This window comes from Ramlibacter sp. 2FC, from assembly GCF_005503345.1.
GTDB lineage: Bacteria > Pseudomonadota > Gammaproteobacteria > Burkholderiales > Burkholderiaceae_C > SCMQ01.
Genome location: NZ_SCMM01000051.1, coordinates 1 through 16,162, shown reverse-complemented (window position 1 = coordinate 16,162; position 16,162 = coordinate 1). Strand labels below are relative to the sequence as shown.

13 protein-coding genes and 1 tRNA gene are annotated in these 16,162 nt (G+C 69.7%); 8 read left to right on the top strand and 6 right to left on the bottom strand.

Annotated elements, in window-relative coordinates; genetic code table 11:
- Positions 1–64: 64 nt before the first annotated feature.
- The 5 genes from clpP to FFS10_RS18525 all read right to left on the bottom strand — a co-directional run bounded on the left by clpP (position 65) and on the right by FFS10_RS18525 (position 6,670).
- Positions 65–673, bottom strand: coding sequence for an ATP-dependent Clp endopeptidase proteolytic subunit ClpP (gene clpP, locus FFS10_RS18545; RefSeq protein WP_137895963.1), 609 nt, complete (start codon positions 671–673; stop codon positions 65–67).
- A gap of 124 nt (positions 674–797) precedes the next feature.
- Positions 798–2,108, bottom strand: a complete 1,311-nt coding sequence (gene tig / locus FFS10_RS18540) for a trigger factor (RefSeq protein ID WP_137895962.1) — start codon at positions 2,106–2,108, stop codon at positions 798–800.
- 18 nt (positions 2,109–2,126) lie between these two features.
- Positions 2,127–2,213: transfer RNA gene (locus FFS10_RS18535), tRNA-Leu, on the bottom strand.
- 93 nt (positions 2,214–2,306) lie between these two features.
- Positions 2,307–5,483: an efflux RND transporter permease subunit gene (locus tag FFS10_RS18530; protein ID WP_137895961.1), complete on the bottom strand. Its 3,177-nt coding sequence runs from the start codon at positions 5,481–5,483 to the stop codon at positions 2,307–2,309.
- A gap of 11 nt (positions 5,484–5,494) precedes the next feature.
- Positions 5,495–6,670, bottom strand: a complete 1,176-nt coding sequence (locus FFS10_RS18525) for an efflux RND transporter periplasmic adaptor subunit (protein ID WP_137895960.1) — start codon at positions 6,668–6,670, stop codon at positions 5,495–5,497.
- A 115-nt stretch (positions 6,671–6,785) separates the two neighbouring features.
- On the opposite strand from FFS10_RS18525, the gene hpnC reads away from it, so the two are divergent.
- From hpnC to hpnE, 3 genes are read left to right on the top strand one after another with little or no spacing between them, the layout of a single operon-like run.
- Entirely contained in the window at positions 6,786–7,646 is an 861-nt protein-coding gene (gene hpnC / locus FFS10_RS18520) for a squalene synthase HpnC (protein WP_137895959.1), read from the top strand.
- A 47-nt stretch (positions 7,647–7,693) separates the two neighbouring features.
- Entirely contained in the window at positions 7,694–8,533 is an 840-nt protein-coding gene (gene hpnD, locus FFS10_RS18515) for a presqualene diphosphate synthase HpnD (RefSeq protein ID WP_137895958.1), read from the top strand.
- A 3-nt stretch (positions 8,534–8,536) separates the two neighbouring features.
- Entirely contained in the window at positions 8,537–9,856 is a 1,320-nt protein-coding gene (gene hpnE, locus FFS10_RS18510; protein ID WP_137895957.1) for a hydroxysqualene dehydroxylase HpnE, read from the top strand.
- Here the strand turns inward: hpnE and FFS10_RS18505 are convergent.
- Entirely contained in the window at positions 9,844–10,716 is an 873-nt protein-coding gene (locus FFS10_RS18505) for an amidohydrolase family protein (RefSeq protein ID WP_137895956.1), read from the bottom strand. The genes hpnE and FFS10_RS18505 overlap by 13 nt on opposite strands.
- A gap of 102 nt (positions 10,717–10,818) precedes the next feature.
- Here FFS10_RS18505 and FFS10_RS18500 point away from each other — a divergent pair, with 102 nt between their 5' ends.
- Genes FFS10_RS18500 through FFS10_RS18480 form a run of 5 tightly spaced genes read left to right on the top strand, consistent with a single transcriptional unit; the run spans position 10,819 to position 16,020 of the window.
- The gene (locus tag FFS10_RS18500) at positions 10,819–11,601 is read left to right on the top strand and encodes a crotonase/enoyl-CoA hydratase family protein (protein WP_137895955.1); all 783 of its coding nucleotides are present in this window, start codon (positions 10,819–10,821) and stop codon (positions 11,599–11,601) included.
- 39 nt (positions 11,602–11,640) lie between these two features.
- A complete protein-coding gene (locus FFS10_RS18495) occupies positions 11,641–13,497 on the top strand; it encodes a feruloyl-CoA synthase (RefSeq protein WP_137895954.1) in 1,857 nt (618 codons plus the stop codon).
- A gap of 13 nt (positions 13,498–13,510) precedes the next feature.
- Positions 13,511–14,773: a thiolase family protein gene (locus tag FFS10_RS18490; RefSeq protein ID WP_137895953.1), complete on the top strand. Its 1,263-nt coding sequence runs from the start codon at positions 13,511–13,513 to the stop codon at positions 14,771–14,773.
- 27 nt (positions 14,774–14,800) lie between these two features.
- Positions 14,801–15,586 (top strand): SDR family NAD(P)-dependent oxidoreductase, encoded by a 786-nt coding sequence (locus FFS10_RS18485; protein WP_137895952.1) that lies wholly within the window; start codon positions 14,801–14,803, stop codon positions 15,584–15,586.
- A gap of 14 nt (positions 15,587–15,600) precedes the next feature.
- The gene (locus FFS10_RS18480; RefSeq protein ID WP_137895951.1) at positions 15,601–16,020 is read left to right on the top strand and encodes an acyl-CoA thioesterase; all 420 of its coding nucleotides are present in this window, start codon (positions 15,601–15,603) and stop codon (positions 16,018–16,020) included.
- Positions 16,021–16,162: the final 142 nt, after the last annotated feature.

Below are 16,162 nucleotides of genomic sequence, written 5' to 3'. Positions count from 1 at the left end.
AACGGCGTTCTCCCCTATGGAAAACGCCGTTGCCGTCCTGCCTGGGAGCAGCCTTGGCGCCCGCTCAGGGGCGCTTGGCGATCACCTGGTCGACCAGGCCGTACTCCATGGCCTCGTCGGCGGACAGGTAGTAGTCGCGCTCGGTGTCGCGCTCGATCTTCTCCAGCGGCTGGCCGGTGCGATCGGCCAGGATCTTGTTGAGCTGGTCGCGCGTCTTGAGGATTTCGCGCGCGTGGATCTCGATCTCGGTCGCCTGGCCCTGGGTGCCGCCCAGCGGCTGGTGGATCATGACCTTGGAGTTGGGCAGCGAGTAGCGCTTGCCCTTGGCGCCCGAGGCCAGCAGGAAGGCGCCCATGCTCGCGGCCATGCCGGTGCACAGCGTCGACACGTCGGGCTTGACGAAGTTCATGGTGTCGTAGATCGCCATGCCGGCGCTGACCGAACCACCCGGGGAATTGATGTAGAAGGAGATGTCCTTGTCCGGGTTCTCGCTCTCCAGGAACAGCAGCTGCGCCACCACCAGGTTGGCGGTCTGGTCGTTCACCGGCCCCACCAGGAAAATCACGCGCTCCTTGAGCAGGCGCGAATAAATGTCGTAGGACCGCTCGCCGCGGCCCGATTGTTCAATGACCATGGGGATCATGCCCAGGCCTTGAATGTCCAGTGCGCTCATGTTTACTCCTGCAGATGCGGGTACTGTACCGAAATTCCGATCCGTTCAAACGAAATGGGGCCTGTGGCCCGGACTGCAAGTCCGGCACAGGCCCCGGGAGTCCCTACGGTCGGACGGTGGGCACTCAGCCCTGGCCCATCAGCTCGTCGAAGGAGACGGCCTTGTCGGTCACCTTGGCCTTGGACAGCACAAACTCGGTCACGTTGTTCTCGATCACCACGGCTTCGACCTCGGCCAGGCGGCGGTTGTCGCCGTAGTACCAGCGCACCACCTCTTCCGGCTTCTCGTAGCTGGAGGCCATTTCCTCGATGTGGGCCTTGAGCTGCTCGGGCTTGGCCTGCAGTTCGTTGGCGCGCACCAGCTCGGCCACCACCAGACCCAGGCGCACGCGGCGCTCGGCCTGGGGACGGAACACGTCGTCGGGGATGGGGGCCTTGTCGGCGTCCTTGATGCCGCGCTGCTTGAGGTCGGCACGGGCGCCCTCGGCCATGCGATCGATCTCGGCCTGCACGATGGACTTGGGGCAATCGAGCTCGGCCTTGGCGACCAGGGCGTCCATCACGGCCTGCTTGTTGCGCGCCTGCAGGCGGAACTTGACCTCGCGCTCGAGGTTCTTGCGGATGTCAGCGCGCAGGCCTTCGACCGTGGCGTCAGCGATGCCCAGCGACTTGGCCAGCGCCTCGTCGACCTCGGGCAGGTGGGCCGCCTCGATCTTCTTGACGGTGACCAGGAAGTCGGCGGTCTTGCCGGCCACGTCCTTGCCGTGGTAGTCGGCGGGGAACACCAGCGGGAAGGTCTTGCTCTCGCCGGTCTTCATGCCGCGCACCGCGTCCTCGAACTCCTTGAGCATCTGGCCTTCGCCGACCAGGAACTGGAAGTCCTCGGCCTTGCCGCCCTGGAAGGGCTCGCCGTCGATCTTGCCTTCGAAGTCCACGCTCACGCGGTCGCCATCCTGGGCCGCGGCGTCGGCGGCGCGCTGGGCGAAGCTGCGGCGCTGCTTGCGCAGGATGTCCACGGTCTTGTCGATGGCGCTGTCGCCGACCTCGGCGCTCAGCTTCTCGACCTCGGCCGTGGTCAGGTCGCCGATCTTGACATCGGGATAGACCTCGAACACGGCGTCGAAGGCGAGCTCGCCCTCGGGCGCGTTTTCCTTCTCGGTGATGCGCGGCTGGCCGGCCACGCGCAGCTTGGCCTCGTTGGCGGCCACGGCGAAGGCCTCGCCCACCTTGTCGTTCATCACCTCGTAGTGCACCGAGTAGCCGTAGCGCTGGGCCACCACGTTCATCGGCACCTTGCCGGGACGGAAGCCGTCCATCTTGACGGTGCGGGCAAGCTTGCGCAGGCGCGAATCCACTTCGGACTGGATCACGTTGACGGGCAGCGTCAGCGTCATCTTGCGCTCGAGCTTCTCAAGGTTTTCTACGGTAACGGCCATGATGCCTCTTTAGGTTAGTGGTGCGCGGGGGGGGACTCGAACCCCCACACCATTGCTGGCGTCAGGACCTAAACCTGGTGCGTCTACCAATTTCGCCACCCGCGCGGGTCCAAACAAAAACGGGCGGCCTGAACTAGGCGACCGCCCGCATGAAATCGGTCAACCTTTTATTTTAACCGTGACTTGGCACCCCGTGAATCAGCAGTTCGCCGCCGGCATTTCGCGCCGGACCCGGAACCACGCCGCGTACATGGCCGGCAGCGCCAGCAGGGTGAGCACGGTGGCCACGATCAGCCCGCCCATGATGGCCACGGCCATCGGGCCCCAGAACACCGAGCGCGACAGCGGGATCATGGCCAGCACGGCCGCAGCCGCCGTCAGCACGATGGGGCGCAGACGCCGCACGGCCGACTCGACGATGGCCTCCCAGGCCGGCACGCCGCGCGCGCGGTCCTGCTCGATCTGGTCGATCAGGATCACCGAGTTGCGCTGGATCATGCCCATCAACGCGATCACGCCCAGCAGCGCGACGAAGCCGAACGGCCGGTTGAGCAGCAGCAGGGCTGCGGCCACGCCGGCGATGCCCAGCGGCCCGGTCAGGAACACCAGCATGGCGCGGCTGAAGCTGTGCAGCTGCAGCATCAGCAGCGTGAAGGTGAGGAACAGCATGATGGGCACGCCGGCCGCGATCGAGGCCGAGCCCTTGGAGCTCTCCTCGACGGCTCCTGCCACCTCGATGCGGTAGGCGCCCTCGCCGGCCGCCAGCCAGCGCGCTTCCAGCCGGCGCAGGCCGGGCAGCAGCTCCTCGGTCACGGTGGCGCCCTGCAGCCCCTCGGCGATGTCGCCCTGCACCGTGATGGCGTAGTCGCGGCCTTCGCGCCACATCACGCCGGGCTCCCAGGTGAACACCGGCTTGGCGATCTGGGTCAGCGGGATGGAACGCCCCGAGGCCGTGGGCAGGTAGGCGTTGCCCAGGTCGGTGATGGCGTTGCGCTCGTCCTGCGGCTGGCGCAGCACGATGTCTATCAACTTGTCGCCCTCGCGGAACTGGCCGACGTTGCTGCCCGTGAGGCTGGTCTTGGCAGCCTGGGCGATCGACTGGCTGGTGACGCCCAGGGTGCGCGCCTTGGCCTGGTCCACCTCCAGGCGCAGCACCTTGATCGACTCGTTCCAGTTGTCGTTGACGCCGCGCGTGTTGGGGCTGGCGCGCATGGCGGCCTTGACCTCGTCGGCCTTGGTACGCAGCTGCAGCGGATCGGGGCCGACCACGCGGAACTGCACCGGGTAGGGCACGGGCGGGCCGTTGGGCAGCAGCTTGACGCGGCCGCGCACCTCGGGGAACTCGCGCGCCAGCAGCGCGGGCAGGGCCACGCGCAGGCTCTCGCGCGTCTTCAGGTCGCGCGGCAGCAGGATCAGCTGAGACACGTTGGTCTGCGGAAACACCTGGTCCAGCGGCAGGTAAAAGCGCGGCACGCCCGAGCCCACCCACTGGCTGACCGAGGCCACGCCGGGCTCGGCCAAGAGGCGCGCCTCGACGCGCCTGGCCACCTCCTCGGTGGCGTCGAACGAGGTGCCTTCGGGCGACCACAGGTCGACCAGGATCTCCAGCCGGCTCGAGTCGGGGAAAAACTGCTGCTGCACCCGGCCCATGCCGGCGATGCCTAGCGCAAAGCTCAGCAGCGTGGCGCCTATGGTGAGCCAGCGGTGCTGCACGCACCAGTCGACCCAGCGCCGGAAACGGTTGTAGAACGGCGTATCGAACATCTCGTGCGGCTCGTCCTGCGGCCGGCCGGCCTGTGCTGCGGCCTGCACATGCGGCGGCACCTTGAGCAGCAGCGTGCCGAGGTAGGGCACGAAGTACACCGAGACGACCCAGCTGAGCACCAGCGCGATCACCGTGACCGCGAAGATCGCGAAGGTGTACTCGCCGGTGACCGAGCGCGCGATGCCGATCGGCAGGAAACCCGCCGCCGTGATCAGCGTGCCGGTCAGCATGGGCATGGCGGTGAGCTCGTAGGCGAAGGTGGCCGCGCGCACCCTGTCGTAGCCCTCCTCCATCTTGCGCACCATCATCTCGACGGCGATGATGGCGTCGTCCACCAGCAGGCCCAGCGCGATGATCAGCGAGCCCAGCGAGATCTTGTGCAGGCCGATGCCGAAATACTGCATGGCCAGGAAGGTGACGGCCAGCACCAGCGGGATGGTGATGCCCACCACCAGGCCGGGCCGCATGTCCAAAGTCCAGCGCCGCCACAGCGGATGGCGGCCGGGCCGCTTGTGCAGGCCCAGCGAGAGAAAGCTCACGGCCAGCACGATCACCACGGCCTCGATCAGCACCTTGACGAACTCGTTGACCGAGGTCGCGACGGCGCGCGGCTGGTCCTGCACCTGCAGCAGCTTCACCCCGGCCGGCAGGCTGCGCTCGATGCGGGCGTTCGCTTCCTGGAGCGCCTTCCCCAGCGCGATGATGTCACCGCCCTTGGCCATGGAGACGCCCAGGGCAATCACCTCCTGGCCGTCGTGGCGCACCTTGATCTGGGGCGGCTCCACGTAGCCGCGCCGGATCTCGGCGATGTCGCCCAGCCTCAGCTGCTGGCCCGAGGCGCCGCGTATCGGCATGGCGCGCAGGTCCTCGACGGCACGGAACTGACCGGCCACGCGCACCTGCACCACGTCGAGCGGCGTCTGCACCGCGCCGGCCGACTCGACGGCGTTCTGCTGGCCGAGCTGGGCCAGCACCGCGGTCATGTCCAGGCCAAGCTGGGCCAGGCGCTTTTGCGAGATCTCGACGTAGAGCTTCTCATCCTGCACGCCGAACTGCTCGACCTTGGCCACGTCGGGCACGCGCAGCAGCTGCTGGCGCACCTCGTCGGCGAAGCTCTTGAGCTCGGCATGGCTGAAGCCGTCGGCCTGCAGCGCGTAGATCACGCCGTAGACATCGCCGAACTCGTCGTTGAAGAAGGGCCCCACCACCCCTGGCGGCAGGCTGGCGCGCATGTCACCGACCTTCTTGCGCACCTGGTACCAGACATTGGGGACCTCGCCGGCCCTGGAAGAGTCCTTGATCTGGAAGATGATCAGCGACTCGCCGGGCTTGGAATAGCTGCGGATCTTGTCGGCGTAGGGCACTTCCTGCAGCGTACGCTCGATCTTGTCGGTCACTTGCTCGGCCACCTGCTGGGCCGTCGCGCCCGGCCACACGCTGCGCACCACCATGGCGCGGAAGGTGAACGGCGGGTCCTCGTCCTGGCCGAGCTGGAAATAGGCGGCGATGCCCAGGACCATCAGCACCACCATCAGGTAGCGGGTCAGGGCGGGATGGTCCAGCGCCCAGCGGGACAGGTTGAAACCTGCTTTGGCAGCGGTCTGCGTCATGGCGGCGGCCCTCAGCGGGCGGCAGGGCTGGCCGGGGCCGCGGGGCCGCGCGCGGCGGCATCGGCCCCCGCCTGCGCCAGCGCCGCCTTGGGCTGGTAGACCGTGACCTTCTGCCCCGGCGACAGCACATGCACGCCGGCGACCACCACCTGCTGGCCCGGCTGCAGGCCCGCGGCGAGCACCGCGTCGTTGCCGTCGACGGTGGCGATCTGCACCGGCTGCGAGCGCACCGTCTTGCTGGCCGGCTCGTACACCCAGACCGCCGAGGCCTGGCCCTCCTGGCGCAGGGCGGAAGTCGGCAGCTTGATCGCCTGGGCTGCGGCGGCGCCGGCCGCAGGCGGCGTCACGTAGACCGTGGCGCCCAGCGGCGGCGCCTCGCCGCTCGACAGCGCCAGCTTCACCGCGTAGGTGCGCGTCACCGGATCGGCGCTGGCGGCCACCTCGCGCACCGCACCCTGCAGCCGCTGGTCGCCCTGCCAGGCGCGTACCGTCAGCGGGGTGCCGAGCCGCATCATCGCCACCCGGTCCTCGGGCACGGCGAACACCACGTCGCGCGGGCCGTCCTGGGCGACGCGCACCACCGACGCCCCGGCCGACACGACTTGGCCGACCTCGGCCTCGATGGCGGTAACGACCCCTGGCGCGTCGGCCAGCAGCTGGGTGTAGGCCGCCTGGTTGCCCTGGGCGGCGAGCTGGGCCTGGGCCTGCTCCAGCGTGGCCTGGGCCGCCTTGAACTGGGCCTCGCGGCGCTCCAGTTCGGCGCCGCTGATGAAGTTCTGCGCCCTCAGCGCCTCAAAGCGCCGCAGGTCCGCCGCGGCCAGGTCGCGCTGGGTGGCCGCGGCCCTGACCTGGGCGCGCGCCGCGTCAGCGGCCAGCCGGTAGTCCTGCGCGTCGAGCTGGGCCAGCAACTGGCCGGCTGCCACGCGCTGCCCGGCCTCGATGGCGCGGCGCGTGATCTTGCCGGCCACGCGAAAGCCCAGCCGCGACTCCACGCGCGCCCGCACCTCGCCCGCGTACTCGGGGCCCGCCTCGAGCGGACTCGCCCCCACGGTCAACAGCTTGACCGCGCGCAGCGGCTCCTCGGGCGGCGGCGACTTGGAACAGGCCGCCAGCAGCAACAGCGCAAGCCCGCCAAACGCAAGCGCCAGCGCACGCCGCGACGCGAAACAAAGATAGCGAACCGGCATGACGCCCCCTGGCAGGAATATTAATGACTGACTGGTTAGTAATCTATGGCAATCGCCCCTGCCTGTCAAGCGACAATGCGGCCTGGATTCGCCCCCTCACGCCAGCTTCACGCCCATGACCGCCGCCCAGGCTGCCCCTGTCACCCATTACGAGAACTTTCCGGTCGCCTCCTGGCTGTGCCCGCCGCGCCTGCGCCCGGCCATCGCGGCCATCTACTGGTTCGCGCGCACGGCCGACGACATCGCCGACGAGGGCGACCCCCCTGCCGCGCAACGCCTGCAGGCGCTGGCCGCCTACCGCGCCGAGCTGCACGCCGTCGCCGCCGGGCGGTCCGCCACCGACGCCTGGCCCCAGGTCTTCGGCCCGCTCGGGCCGGCGATCCGGCAGTTCGACCTGCCCTTGGCGCTGCTCGACGCCCTGCTCGACGCCTTCGTGCAGGACGTGGAGAAATCGCGCGACGGCGCCGGCTACGCCAGCCTCGACGAACTGCTGGGCTACTGCCGCCTGTCCGCCAACCCGGTGGGCCGCCTGCTGCTGCACCTGTACGGCGTCCATGATCCGGCCGCGCTGGCGCACAGCGACGCGATCTGCAGCGCGCTGCAGCTGATCAACTTCTGGCAGGACCTCGGCGTGGACATCCCGCGCGGACGCTACTACCTGCCCGCACGCGAGGCCGCCGCGCATGGCCTGGACCTGTCGGGCGGGCCAGAGGCCATGCGGCGGCTGCGCCAGACACCCGAACTCGTCGCGCTGATGCGCTTTCTGGTCGGCCACGCGCGCGCCCTGATGCTGGGCGGCGCCCCGCTGGTGCACCGCGTGCCGGGGCGCGCCGGCTGGGAGCTGCGCCTGGTGGTGCAGGGCGGGCTGCGCGTGCTCGACCATATCGAGGCACAGGGTTTCGCCACGCTGCAGCGCCGCCCCGCCCTGGGCAAGGCGGACGCCGCCCTGATGCTGTGGCGCAGCCTGCGGATGTGACAATGCTGGGCCTGTTCACAGGCCCCAGCCCTGCCGTTCACGAATTCATGAGCCCCCAAGACTATGTCCAGCAAAAAGCCGCCGCCTCGGGCAGCAGCTTTTATTACGCCTTCCTGTTCCTGCCGCCGGCGCGGCGCGCGGCCATCACCGCGTTCTACGCCTTCTGCCGCGAGGTCGACGACGTGGTGGACGAGGTCGACGACCCCGGCGTGGCGCAGAACAAGCTGGCTTGGTGGCGGACCGAGGTCGCCCAGGCCTTCTCAGGCCAGCCCAGCCACCCCGTGATGCAGGCCCTGCTGCCGCATGCCGGCGCCTACGGCATAGAGCAGCGCCACCTGCAGGCGGTGATCGAGGGCTGCCAGATGGACCTGGAGCAGACGCGCTACCTGGACTACGCGGGCCTTCAGCGCTACTGCCACCTGGTGGCCGGCATCGTGGGCGAGGTCTCGGCCCATATCTTCGGCCAGACGCAGGCAGCCACCACGGACTACGCTCACAAGCTGGGCCTGGCCTTCCAGCTCACCAACATCATCCGCGACGTGGGCGAGGACGCGCTGCGCGGGCGCATCTACCTGCCGGTCAACGAGCTGCAGCGCTTCGACGTGAAGGCGCACGAGATCCTCAAGCGCCAGTATTCCGAGCGCTTCAGCGCCCTGATGCGCTTCCAGGCCGAGCGCGCCCATGCGCTGTACGACGAGGCCCTGGCCCTGCTGCCGGCGGCCGACCGCCGCGCGCAAAAGCCCGGCCTGATGATGGCCAGCATTTACCGCACCTTGCTGCGCGAGATCGAGCGCGACGATTTCCGGGTGCTGCACCAGCGCATCGCGCTGACCCCGCTGCGCAAGCTCTGGCTGGCCTGGAAGGTCCAGGCGCTGGGGCGGCTGTAAGCCATGAACATCGCCATCGTCGGCGGTGGCTGGGCCGGCCTCGCAGCGGCCGTGCGCGCCGTGCAGGAGGGCCATGCGGTCACCCTGTTCGAGGCGGCTCACCAGCCCGGCGGCCGCGCGCGCGGCGTGCCGCTCAAGCTGCCGGACGGGCGCCGGCTGATGCTGGACAACGGCCAGCACATCCTGATCGGCGCCTACCGCGACACGCTGCGCCTGATGCGCCTGGTCGGCGTGGACCCCGAGCGCGTGCTGCTGCGCCTGCCGCTGGCCCTGGGCTATGCGGACGGCAGCGGCCTGAGCCTGCCGCAGGGGCCGGCACCGTTCGATGTGCTGGCCGGCATCCTGCGCGCGCGCGGCTGGTCCTGGCGCGACCGCCTGGCCCTGCTGCGCACCGCCCTCGGCTGGCGGTTGCAGGGCTTTGCCTGCCCGCCCGCGGTCTCGGTGGCCGAACTCTGCGCGGCGCTGACGCCACGGCTGCGCGAGGAGTTCATCGAGCCGCTGTGCGTCTCGGCGCTGAACACGCCGATGCGCGAAGCCAGCGGCCAGGTGTTCCTGCGCGTGCTGCGCGACGCTATGTTCAGCGAGCGCGGCGGCTCCAATCTGCTGCTGCCGCGCGCCGATCTCGGCACCCTGTTCCCGCAGGCCGCCGTCGCCTGGCTGGTCCGCCGCGGCGCCCGCGTGCTGACCGGCTGCCGCGTGCAGGCGCTGCGCCCCCAGGCCGGCGGCTGGCAGCTCGACGGCCAGGCCTTCGAACGCGTGATCCTGGCCACGGCGCCGGCCGAGGCGGCCCGGCTGGCCGGCGAGGCCGCAGCCCATGGCGCCGACCAGGCCCAGGCACTGAGGGCCTGGGCCGAGCGGGCCGCCAGCCTGCGCTTCGAGGCCATCACCACGGTCTACGCGCTGGCCCGGCAGCCGGATCTGCCCACCGCGGCGCCCTTGCTGCCGCGCCCCATGCTGGCCCTGCGCCCCGGCGCGCAGCAGCCGGCCCAGTTCGTGTTCGACCGCGGCCAGCTCGCGGGCGCCGAACAGGCCGGGCTGCTGGCCTTCGTCGTCAGCGCCAGCACGGGTGAGCGGCAGGCGCTGCAGGCCCAGGTCGCGGCCCAGGCGCAGGCGCAGCTGGGCCTCGAAGTCGAGCCGCTGCAGACCATCGTCGAAAAGCGCGCCACCTTTGCCTGCACGCCGGGCCTGGCACGCCCGCCGCAGGCCATCGCCTCGGGACTGCTTGCCGCGGGCGACCATGTGGCCGGCCCCTACCCGGCCACGCTGGAAGGCGCGGTGCGCAGCGGCTGGGCCGCCGCGGGCCTGTTGGCTCAGGCGGCCTGACCGAGCCCCAACAGGCGCACGGCATTGCCCTTCAAGATGCCGGGCATGACCTCGGGTTTGAAGCCGGCCTGCTCGAAGTCGCGCATCCAGCGCTCGGGCGTGATCAGCGGGTAGTCGCTGCCGAACAGCACGCGGTCCTTGAGCAGGGTGTTGGCGTACTGCACCAGCTGCTTGGGAAAGTACTTGGGGCTCCAGCCCGACAGGTCGATCCAGACATTGGGCTTGTGCGTGGCCACCGACAGCGCCTCGTCCTGCCAGGGAAAGCTCGGGTGCGCCATGACGATCTGCATATCGGGCCAATCGATCGCCACCTCGTCCAGGTGCATGGGATTGCTGTAGGCCAGGCGCAGGCCGCCGCCGCAGCGCATGCCCGAGCCAATGCCGCTGTGTCCGGTGTGGAAGATGGCCGGCAGCTTGTGCGCGTTGATGACCTCGTAAATCGGCCAAGCCATCCTGTCGTAGGGGTGGTAGCCCTGCACCGAGGGGTGGAACTTGAAGCCCCTGACGCCCTCCTCGCGGATCAGCCGCTCGGCCTCGCGCGCGCCCATCTTCCCCTTGTGCGGATCGATGCTGGCGAAGGCCAGCATCATGTCGCTGTTCTCGCGCGCGGCCTGGGCGATCTCCTCGTTGGGGATGCGGCGCCGCCCCAGCTGCGACTCGCTGTCCACGGTGAACATCACCAAGCCTATCCTGCGCTCGCGGTAGTAGGCCACGGTCTCGGCGATGGTCGGCCGCCGGTTGCTGCCGAAGTACTTGTCGGCCGCGCGGTCGTACTCCTCGCCGTAGTTGTCGAAGGGATTCCAGCAGCTCAGCTCGGCGTGGGTGTGGATGTCGATCGCGATCAGGTTCTGGTGGTCCATGGGGTCTTTCACTAGGGAAAACACTGAGGAGGAGGCGCCAAGTTTGGCTTGAACTAGTTATATTTCATAACCATAATCCAGTCCAACAGGAAAGGCAAGACCATGACATCCAAAGACATCCAGCTGGAGATCCGCGGCGAGCAGCAGCATATCGCCGTGATCCGCCTGACCCGCCCGGCCAAGCGCAACGCGCTCAGCGACGGCCTGATGCTGGCCATCCGCGACACCTTCGAGAACCTGCCGTCCAGCGTGCGTGCCGCCGTGATCGACGGCGAGGGCGAGCATTTCTGCGCCGGCCTGGACCTGTCGGAGCTGCAGGAGCGCGACGCCGGCCAGGGCCTGCACCACTCACGCATGTGGCACGACGCGCTGGAGCGCGTGCAGTACGGCCCGGTGCCGGTGATCGCGGCCCTGCACGGCGCCGTGGTCGGCGGCGGCCTGGAGCTGGCCAGCGCCTGCCACATCCGCGTGGCCGACGAGTCCACCTTCTACGCCCTGCCCGAGGGCTCGCGCGGCATCTTCGTCGGCGGCGGCGGCGCGGTGCGCATCCCGCGCCTGATCGGCGCCGCGCGCATGGCCGACATGATGCTGACCGGCCGCGTCTACAACGCCCAGGACGGCGAGCGCATCGGCTTCGCCCAGTACCTGGTGCCGCAGGGCCAGGCCTTCGACAAGGCCTACGAACTGGCCGACCGCGTGGCGCAGAACGCGCCGCTGACCAACTACGCGCTGATGCACGCGCTGCCGCGCATCGCCGAGCAGCCGGCCGACCAGGGCTTCCTGACCGAGGCCATGATGGCCGCCATCGCCCAGAGCGCCCCCGAAGCCAAGGACCGGGTGCGCGCCTTCCTCGAAGGCCGCGCCGCCAAGGTGCAAAAGGGCTGAGCCCCGCCCGCGCAAGAACGACAGACCAGGAGACAAGCGATGAGCACCCCCCGATTCCGCCCGCTGCGCTTTGGCGTCACCCGCGTGAGCCTGCGCGACGGCGCGCCCGGCGTGCATTACCTGCAGGCCGAGCAGGCGCTGCAGGGCTATCCCGAGCGCATCACCGACCGCCTGCAGCGCTGGGGCGCCACCGTCCCCGAGCGCAGCTTCATGGCCCGCCGTGCCAAGCAGGCCGACGGCAGCCGCGGCGACTGGCGCCATGTCAGCTACGGCGAGGCCTGGGCCAGCGCCCGCCGCATCGCCCAGGGCCTGATCGACCGCGGCCTCAGCGCCGAGCGTCCGGTCGTGATCCTGTCCGAGAACGACCTCGAGCACGCCCTGCTGGCCCTGGGCTGCCTGGTCGCCGGCGTGCCCTTCGTGCCGACCTCGCCGGCCTACTCGCTGGTCAGCCAGGACTACGACAAGCTGCGCCATGTGCTGCACACCGTCACACCGGGCCTGGTGTTCGCCGCCGACGCGCGCTACGCCAAGGCCATCGCCGCCGCGGTCGACCCCGGCACCGAGGTCGTGCTGAACGAGGGTGGCGTCGAAGGCCGTGCCGTCACGCCGTTCGCCGAACTGCTGGCCACCTCGGCCACGGCCCAGGTGGACGCGGCCATGCAGGCCACCGGCCCCGACACCATCACCAAGTTCCTGTTCACCAGCGGCTCGACCAAGCTGCCCAAGGCCGTCATCAACACCCAGCGCATGTGGTGCGCCAACCAGCAGCAGATGGCCCAGTCCATGCCAGTGCTGGCCGAGCAGCCGCTGCTGCTGGTCGACTGGCTGCCCTGGAACCACACCTTCGGCGGCAACCACAACTTCGGCATGGTGCTCTACCACGGCGGCACCCTGTACATCGACGACGGCAAGCCGACCCCGGCGCTGATGGGCGAAACCCTGCGCAACCTGCGCGAGATCGCGCCCACGGTCTACTTCAACGTGCCGACCGGCTTCGAGGCGCTGGCCAACGCGATGAAGACCGACGAAATCCTGCGCCGAAACTTCCTGTCGCGCGTGAAGATGTTCTTCTACGCCGGCGCGGCCCTGGCACAGCCGGTGTGGGACAGCCTCTACGAGAGCGAGGAGCGCGAAATCGGCCAGCGCATCGTCATGAGCTCGGGCCTGGGCATGACCGAAACCGGCCCCTTCGGCCTGTTCGTCACCAGTCCCAACGTGAAAGCCGGCGACCTCGGCGTGCCCACGCCGGGCCTGCAGGTCAAGCTGGTCGACGTGGACGGCAAGACCGAACTGCGCTATCGGGGCCCGAACGTCACACCGGGCTACTGGCGCGCGCCAGAGGAAACCGCCGCGGCCTTCGACGACGAGGGCTTCTTCTGCTCGGGCGACGCGGTCAAGTGGATAGACGAGACCGACATCCACCTGGGCCTGAAGTTCGACGGCCGCATCGCCGAGGACTTCAAGCTCGCCACCGGCACCTTCGTCAGCGTGGGCCCGCTGCGCGCCAGGATCATCGCCGCCGGCGCCCCCTACATCCAGGACGTGGTGCTGACCGGCCTCAACATGAAGGAGGTCGGCGCCATGGTCTTCCCCACGGCGGCCGTGCGCCAGCTCAGCGGGCTGAACGGCCAGACCGCGATGGCCGACGTGCTGGCCAGCGAAGCCGTGCTCGCCCATTTCCAGAAGCTGGTCGACGAACTGGCCAAGACCGCCACCGGCAGCGCCAACCGCGTCGCACGCCTGTGCCTGCTGGCCGAGCCGCCGACCCTAGACCGCGGCGAGGTCACCGACAAGGGCTCGATCAACCAGCGCGCCGTGCTCGCGCACCGCGCCGACACCGTGGACGCCCTGCACGCGGACCAGCTGCACAGCATTCTGAAACCGCGCCAACACTGAAGGGACGGCGCCCATGGCTATCAAAGGATTCTTCTCCGGCTTCGACGACTGCTGGATGCTCGACGGGGTGCGCACGCCCATGGTCGACTACTGCGGCGCGCTGGGCCACATTTCACCGACCGACCTGGGCATCAAGGCCGCGCGTGCAGCACTGTCGCGCGCCGGCGTGCCGGGCGAGCACATAGGCTCGGTGGTCACCGGCAACATGGCGCCCGGCGACTTCGACCAGTTCTTCCTGCCGCGCCACATCGGCCTGTACGCGGGCGTGCCGCAGGAGGTGCCGGCCATCATGGCGCAGCGCATCTGCGGCACCGGCTTCGAGCTGTTCCGCCAGGCCGGCGAGCAGATCCAGGGCGGCGCCTGCGAGGCGGCCCTGGTGGTCGGCACCGAGAGCATGACGCGCAACCCCATCGCGGCCTTCGACCACCGCACCGGCTTCAAGCTCGGCGCGCCGGTCGGTTTCAAGGACTACATGTGGGAGGCGCTGAAGGACCCGGCCGCCGGCATCAACATGATCCAGACCGCCGAGAACCTGGCCAGGAAATACGGCATCGCGCGCGAAGACGTGGATGCCTTCGCCTCGGCCTCCTTCGCCAAGGCGGTGGCGGCGCAGGAGAGCGGCTTCCTGGCCGGCGAGATCGTGCCCGTGGTGAGCGAGAAATTCGAGCTCGAAGGCTACAAGGCACGCGGCATCAAGCTGCAGGGCAAGCTCAGCGAAGTGGCGCAGGATACCCACCCGCGCCTGTCGCCGGTCGAGGTGCTGGCCAGGCTCAAGCCGGTCTACGAGGGCGGCGTGCAGACCGGCGGCAACAGCTCGGCCCTGGTCGACGCCGCGGCCGCGGCCGTGGTCGCCTCGGGCGAGTACGTGAAGAACTGGGCCAAGGCCCAAGGCAAGAAGCCGCTGGCGCGCGTGGTCGCCGCCGCGGCCGTGGGCGTGCCGCCCGAGATCATGGGCATAGGCCCGGCACCGGCCATCCGCCTGCTGCTGGCGCGCTGCGGCCTGACGCTGGACCAGATCGGCCGTTTCGAGATCAACGAGGCCCAGGGCGCGCAGACCCTGGCCGTGGGCCGCGAGCTCGGCCTCGACATGGACCGGCTCAACGTCAACGGCGGCGCCATCGCGCTCGGCCACCCGCTGGCCGCCACCGGCGTGCGCCTGACCCTCACCGTGGCGCGCGAGATCCGCCGCGCCGGCCTGCGCTATGGCATCTCGTCGGCCTGCGTGGGCGGCGGCCAGGGCATCGCGCTGCTGATCGAAAACCCCGAGGCGGCCTGAGCGGCCGTCGACCCAGAAAGGACCCCCATGCAGATCCAAGGACAGGCCGCCCTCGTCACCGGCGGCGGCTCCGGCCTCGGCGAGGCCACGGCGCGCGAGCTCGCGCGCCTGGGCGCCAAGGTCGCCGTGCTCGACATGAACCAGGCGAATGCAGAGAAGGTCGCGGCCGAGATCGGCGCGGAGCACGGAAACGGCCGCGCCGTGGCCTGCCCCTGCGACATCACCAGCGCCGACAGCCTGCAGGCCGCCATCGACCGGGCCGCCGCCGCGCATGGCCCGGCGCGCATCCTGATGCACGTGGCCGGCATAGGCGCGGCCAGGCGCATCCTCGGCAAGGACGGCAGCCCGGCCCCGCTGGAGGACTTCGTCAAGGTGGTCAACGTCAACCTGGTCGGCAGCTACAACGCCGCCCGCCTGTTTGCCGCCGCCTGCGCCGGGCTGGAGCCGCTGGAAGACGGCGAGCGCGGCGTGATGGTCTTCACCGCCTCGGTGGCCGCCTTCGACGGCCAGGTCGGCCAGCAGGCCTACAGCGCCTCCAAGGGCGGCGTGGTCGGCATGACCCTGCCCATGGCGCGCGACCTCGCGCAACACGGCATCCGCGTCTGCACCATCGCCCCCGGCCTGTTCGCCACGCCGCTGATGAAGACCCTGCCCGAGCCCGTGCAGGCCTCGCTCGCGGCCAGCATCCCGTTCCCGCAGCGCTTGGGGCACCCCGAGGAGTTCGCCCAGCTGGCCAGCCACATCGTGAGCAACGGCCACCTCAACGGCGAGGTGATCCGGCTCGACGGCGCGCTGCGCATGGCGCCGCGCTGACAGGAGAGCACACCATGGGCAAGACCACCATGTACGAGGTGAAGGTGATGTTCGGCGACTGCGACCCGGCCGGCATCGTCTTCTTCCCGAATTTCTCCAAGTGGATGGACGCGGCCTCGCTGCACTACTTCGTCGAATGCGGCGTGCCGCCCTGGCGCGAGCTGGTCAAGACCACCGGCATCATCGGCACGCCCTTGCTCGAGATCCACACCAGGTTCATGCGCCCCGCCACCTACGGCGAGACGCTGCAGGTCTACACCAGCGTCGAGGAATGGCGCGACAAGGTCTTCATCCAGAAGCACCTGGTCAAGCGCGGCGAGGACCTGCTGTGCGAGGGCCGCGAGACGCGCGCCTTCGTGATCCATCCGCCCGGCGAGCCCAACCGCATCAAGGCCATCCCGATTCCCGAGGACATCCGGGCCAAGTGCAGCTGAACCGACCACCCCATAGAGAGCATTGACAAGAGTCGGAGTAGGAATGCCAGTCACCCAACACCCCCTCCACAGATCCGTACGTGCGGAACTACCGCATACGGCTCCTGCCTTGGGTCGTGACGATCAGACGCTGGTTTGGGTA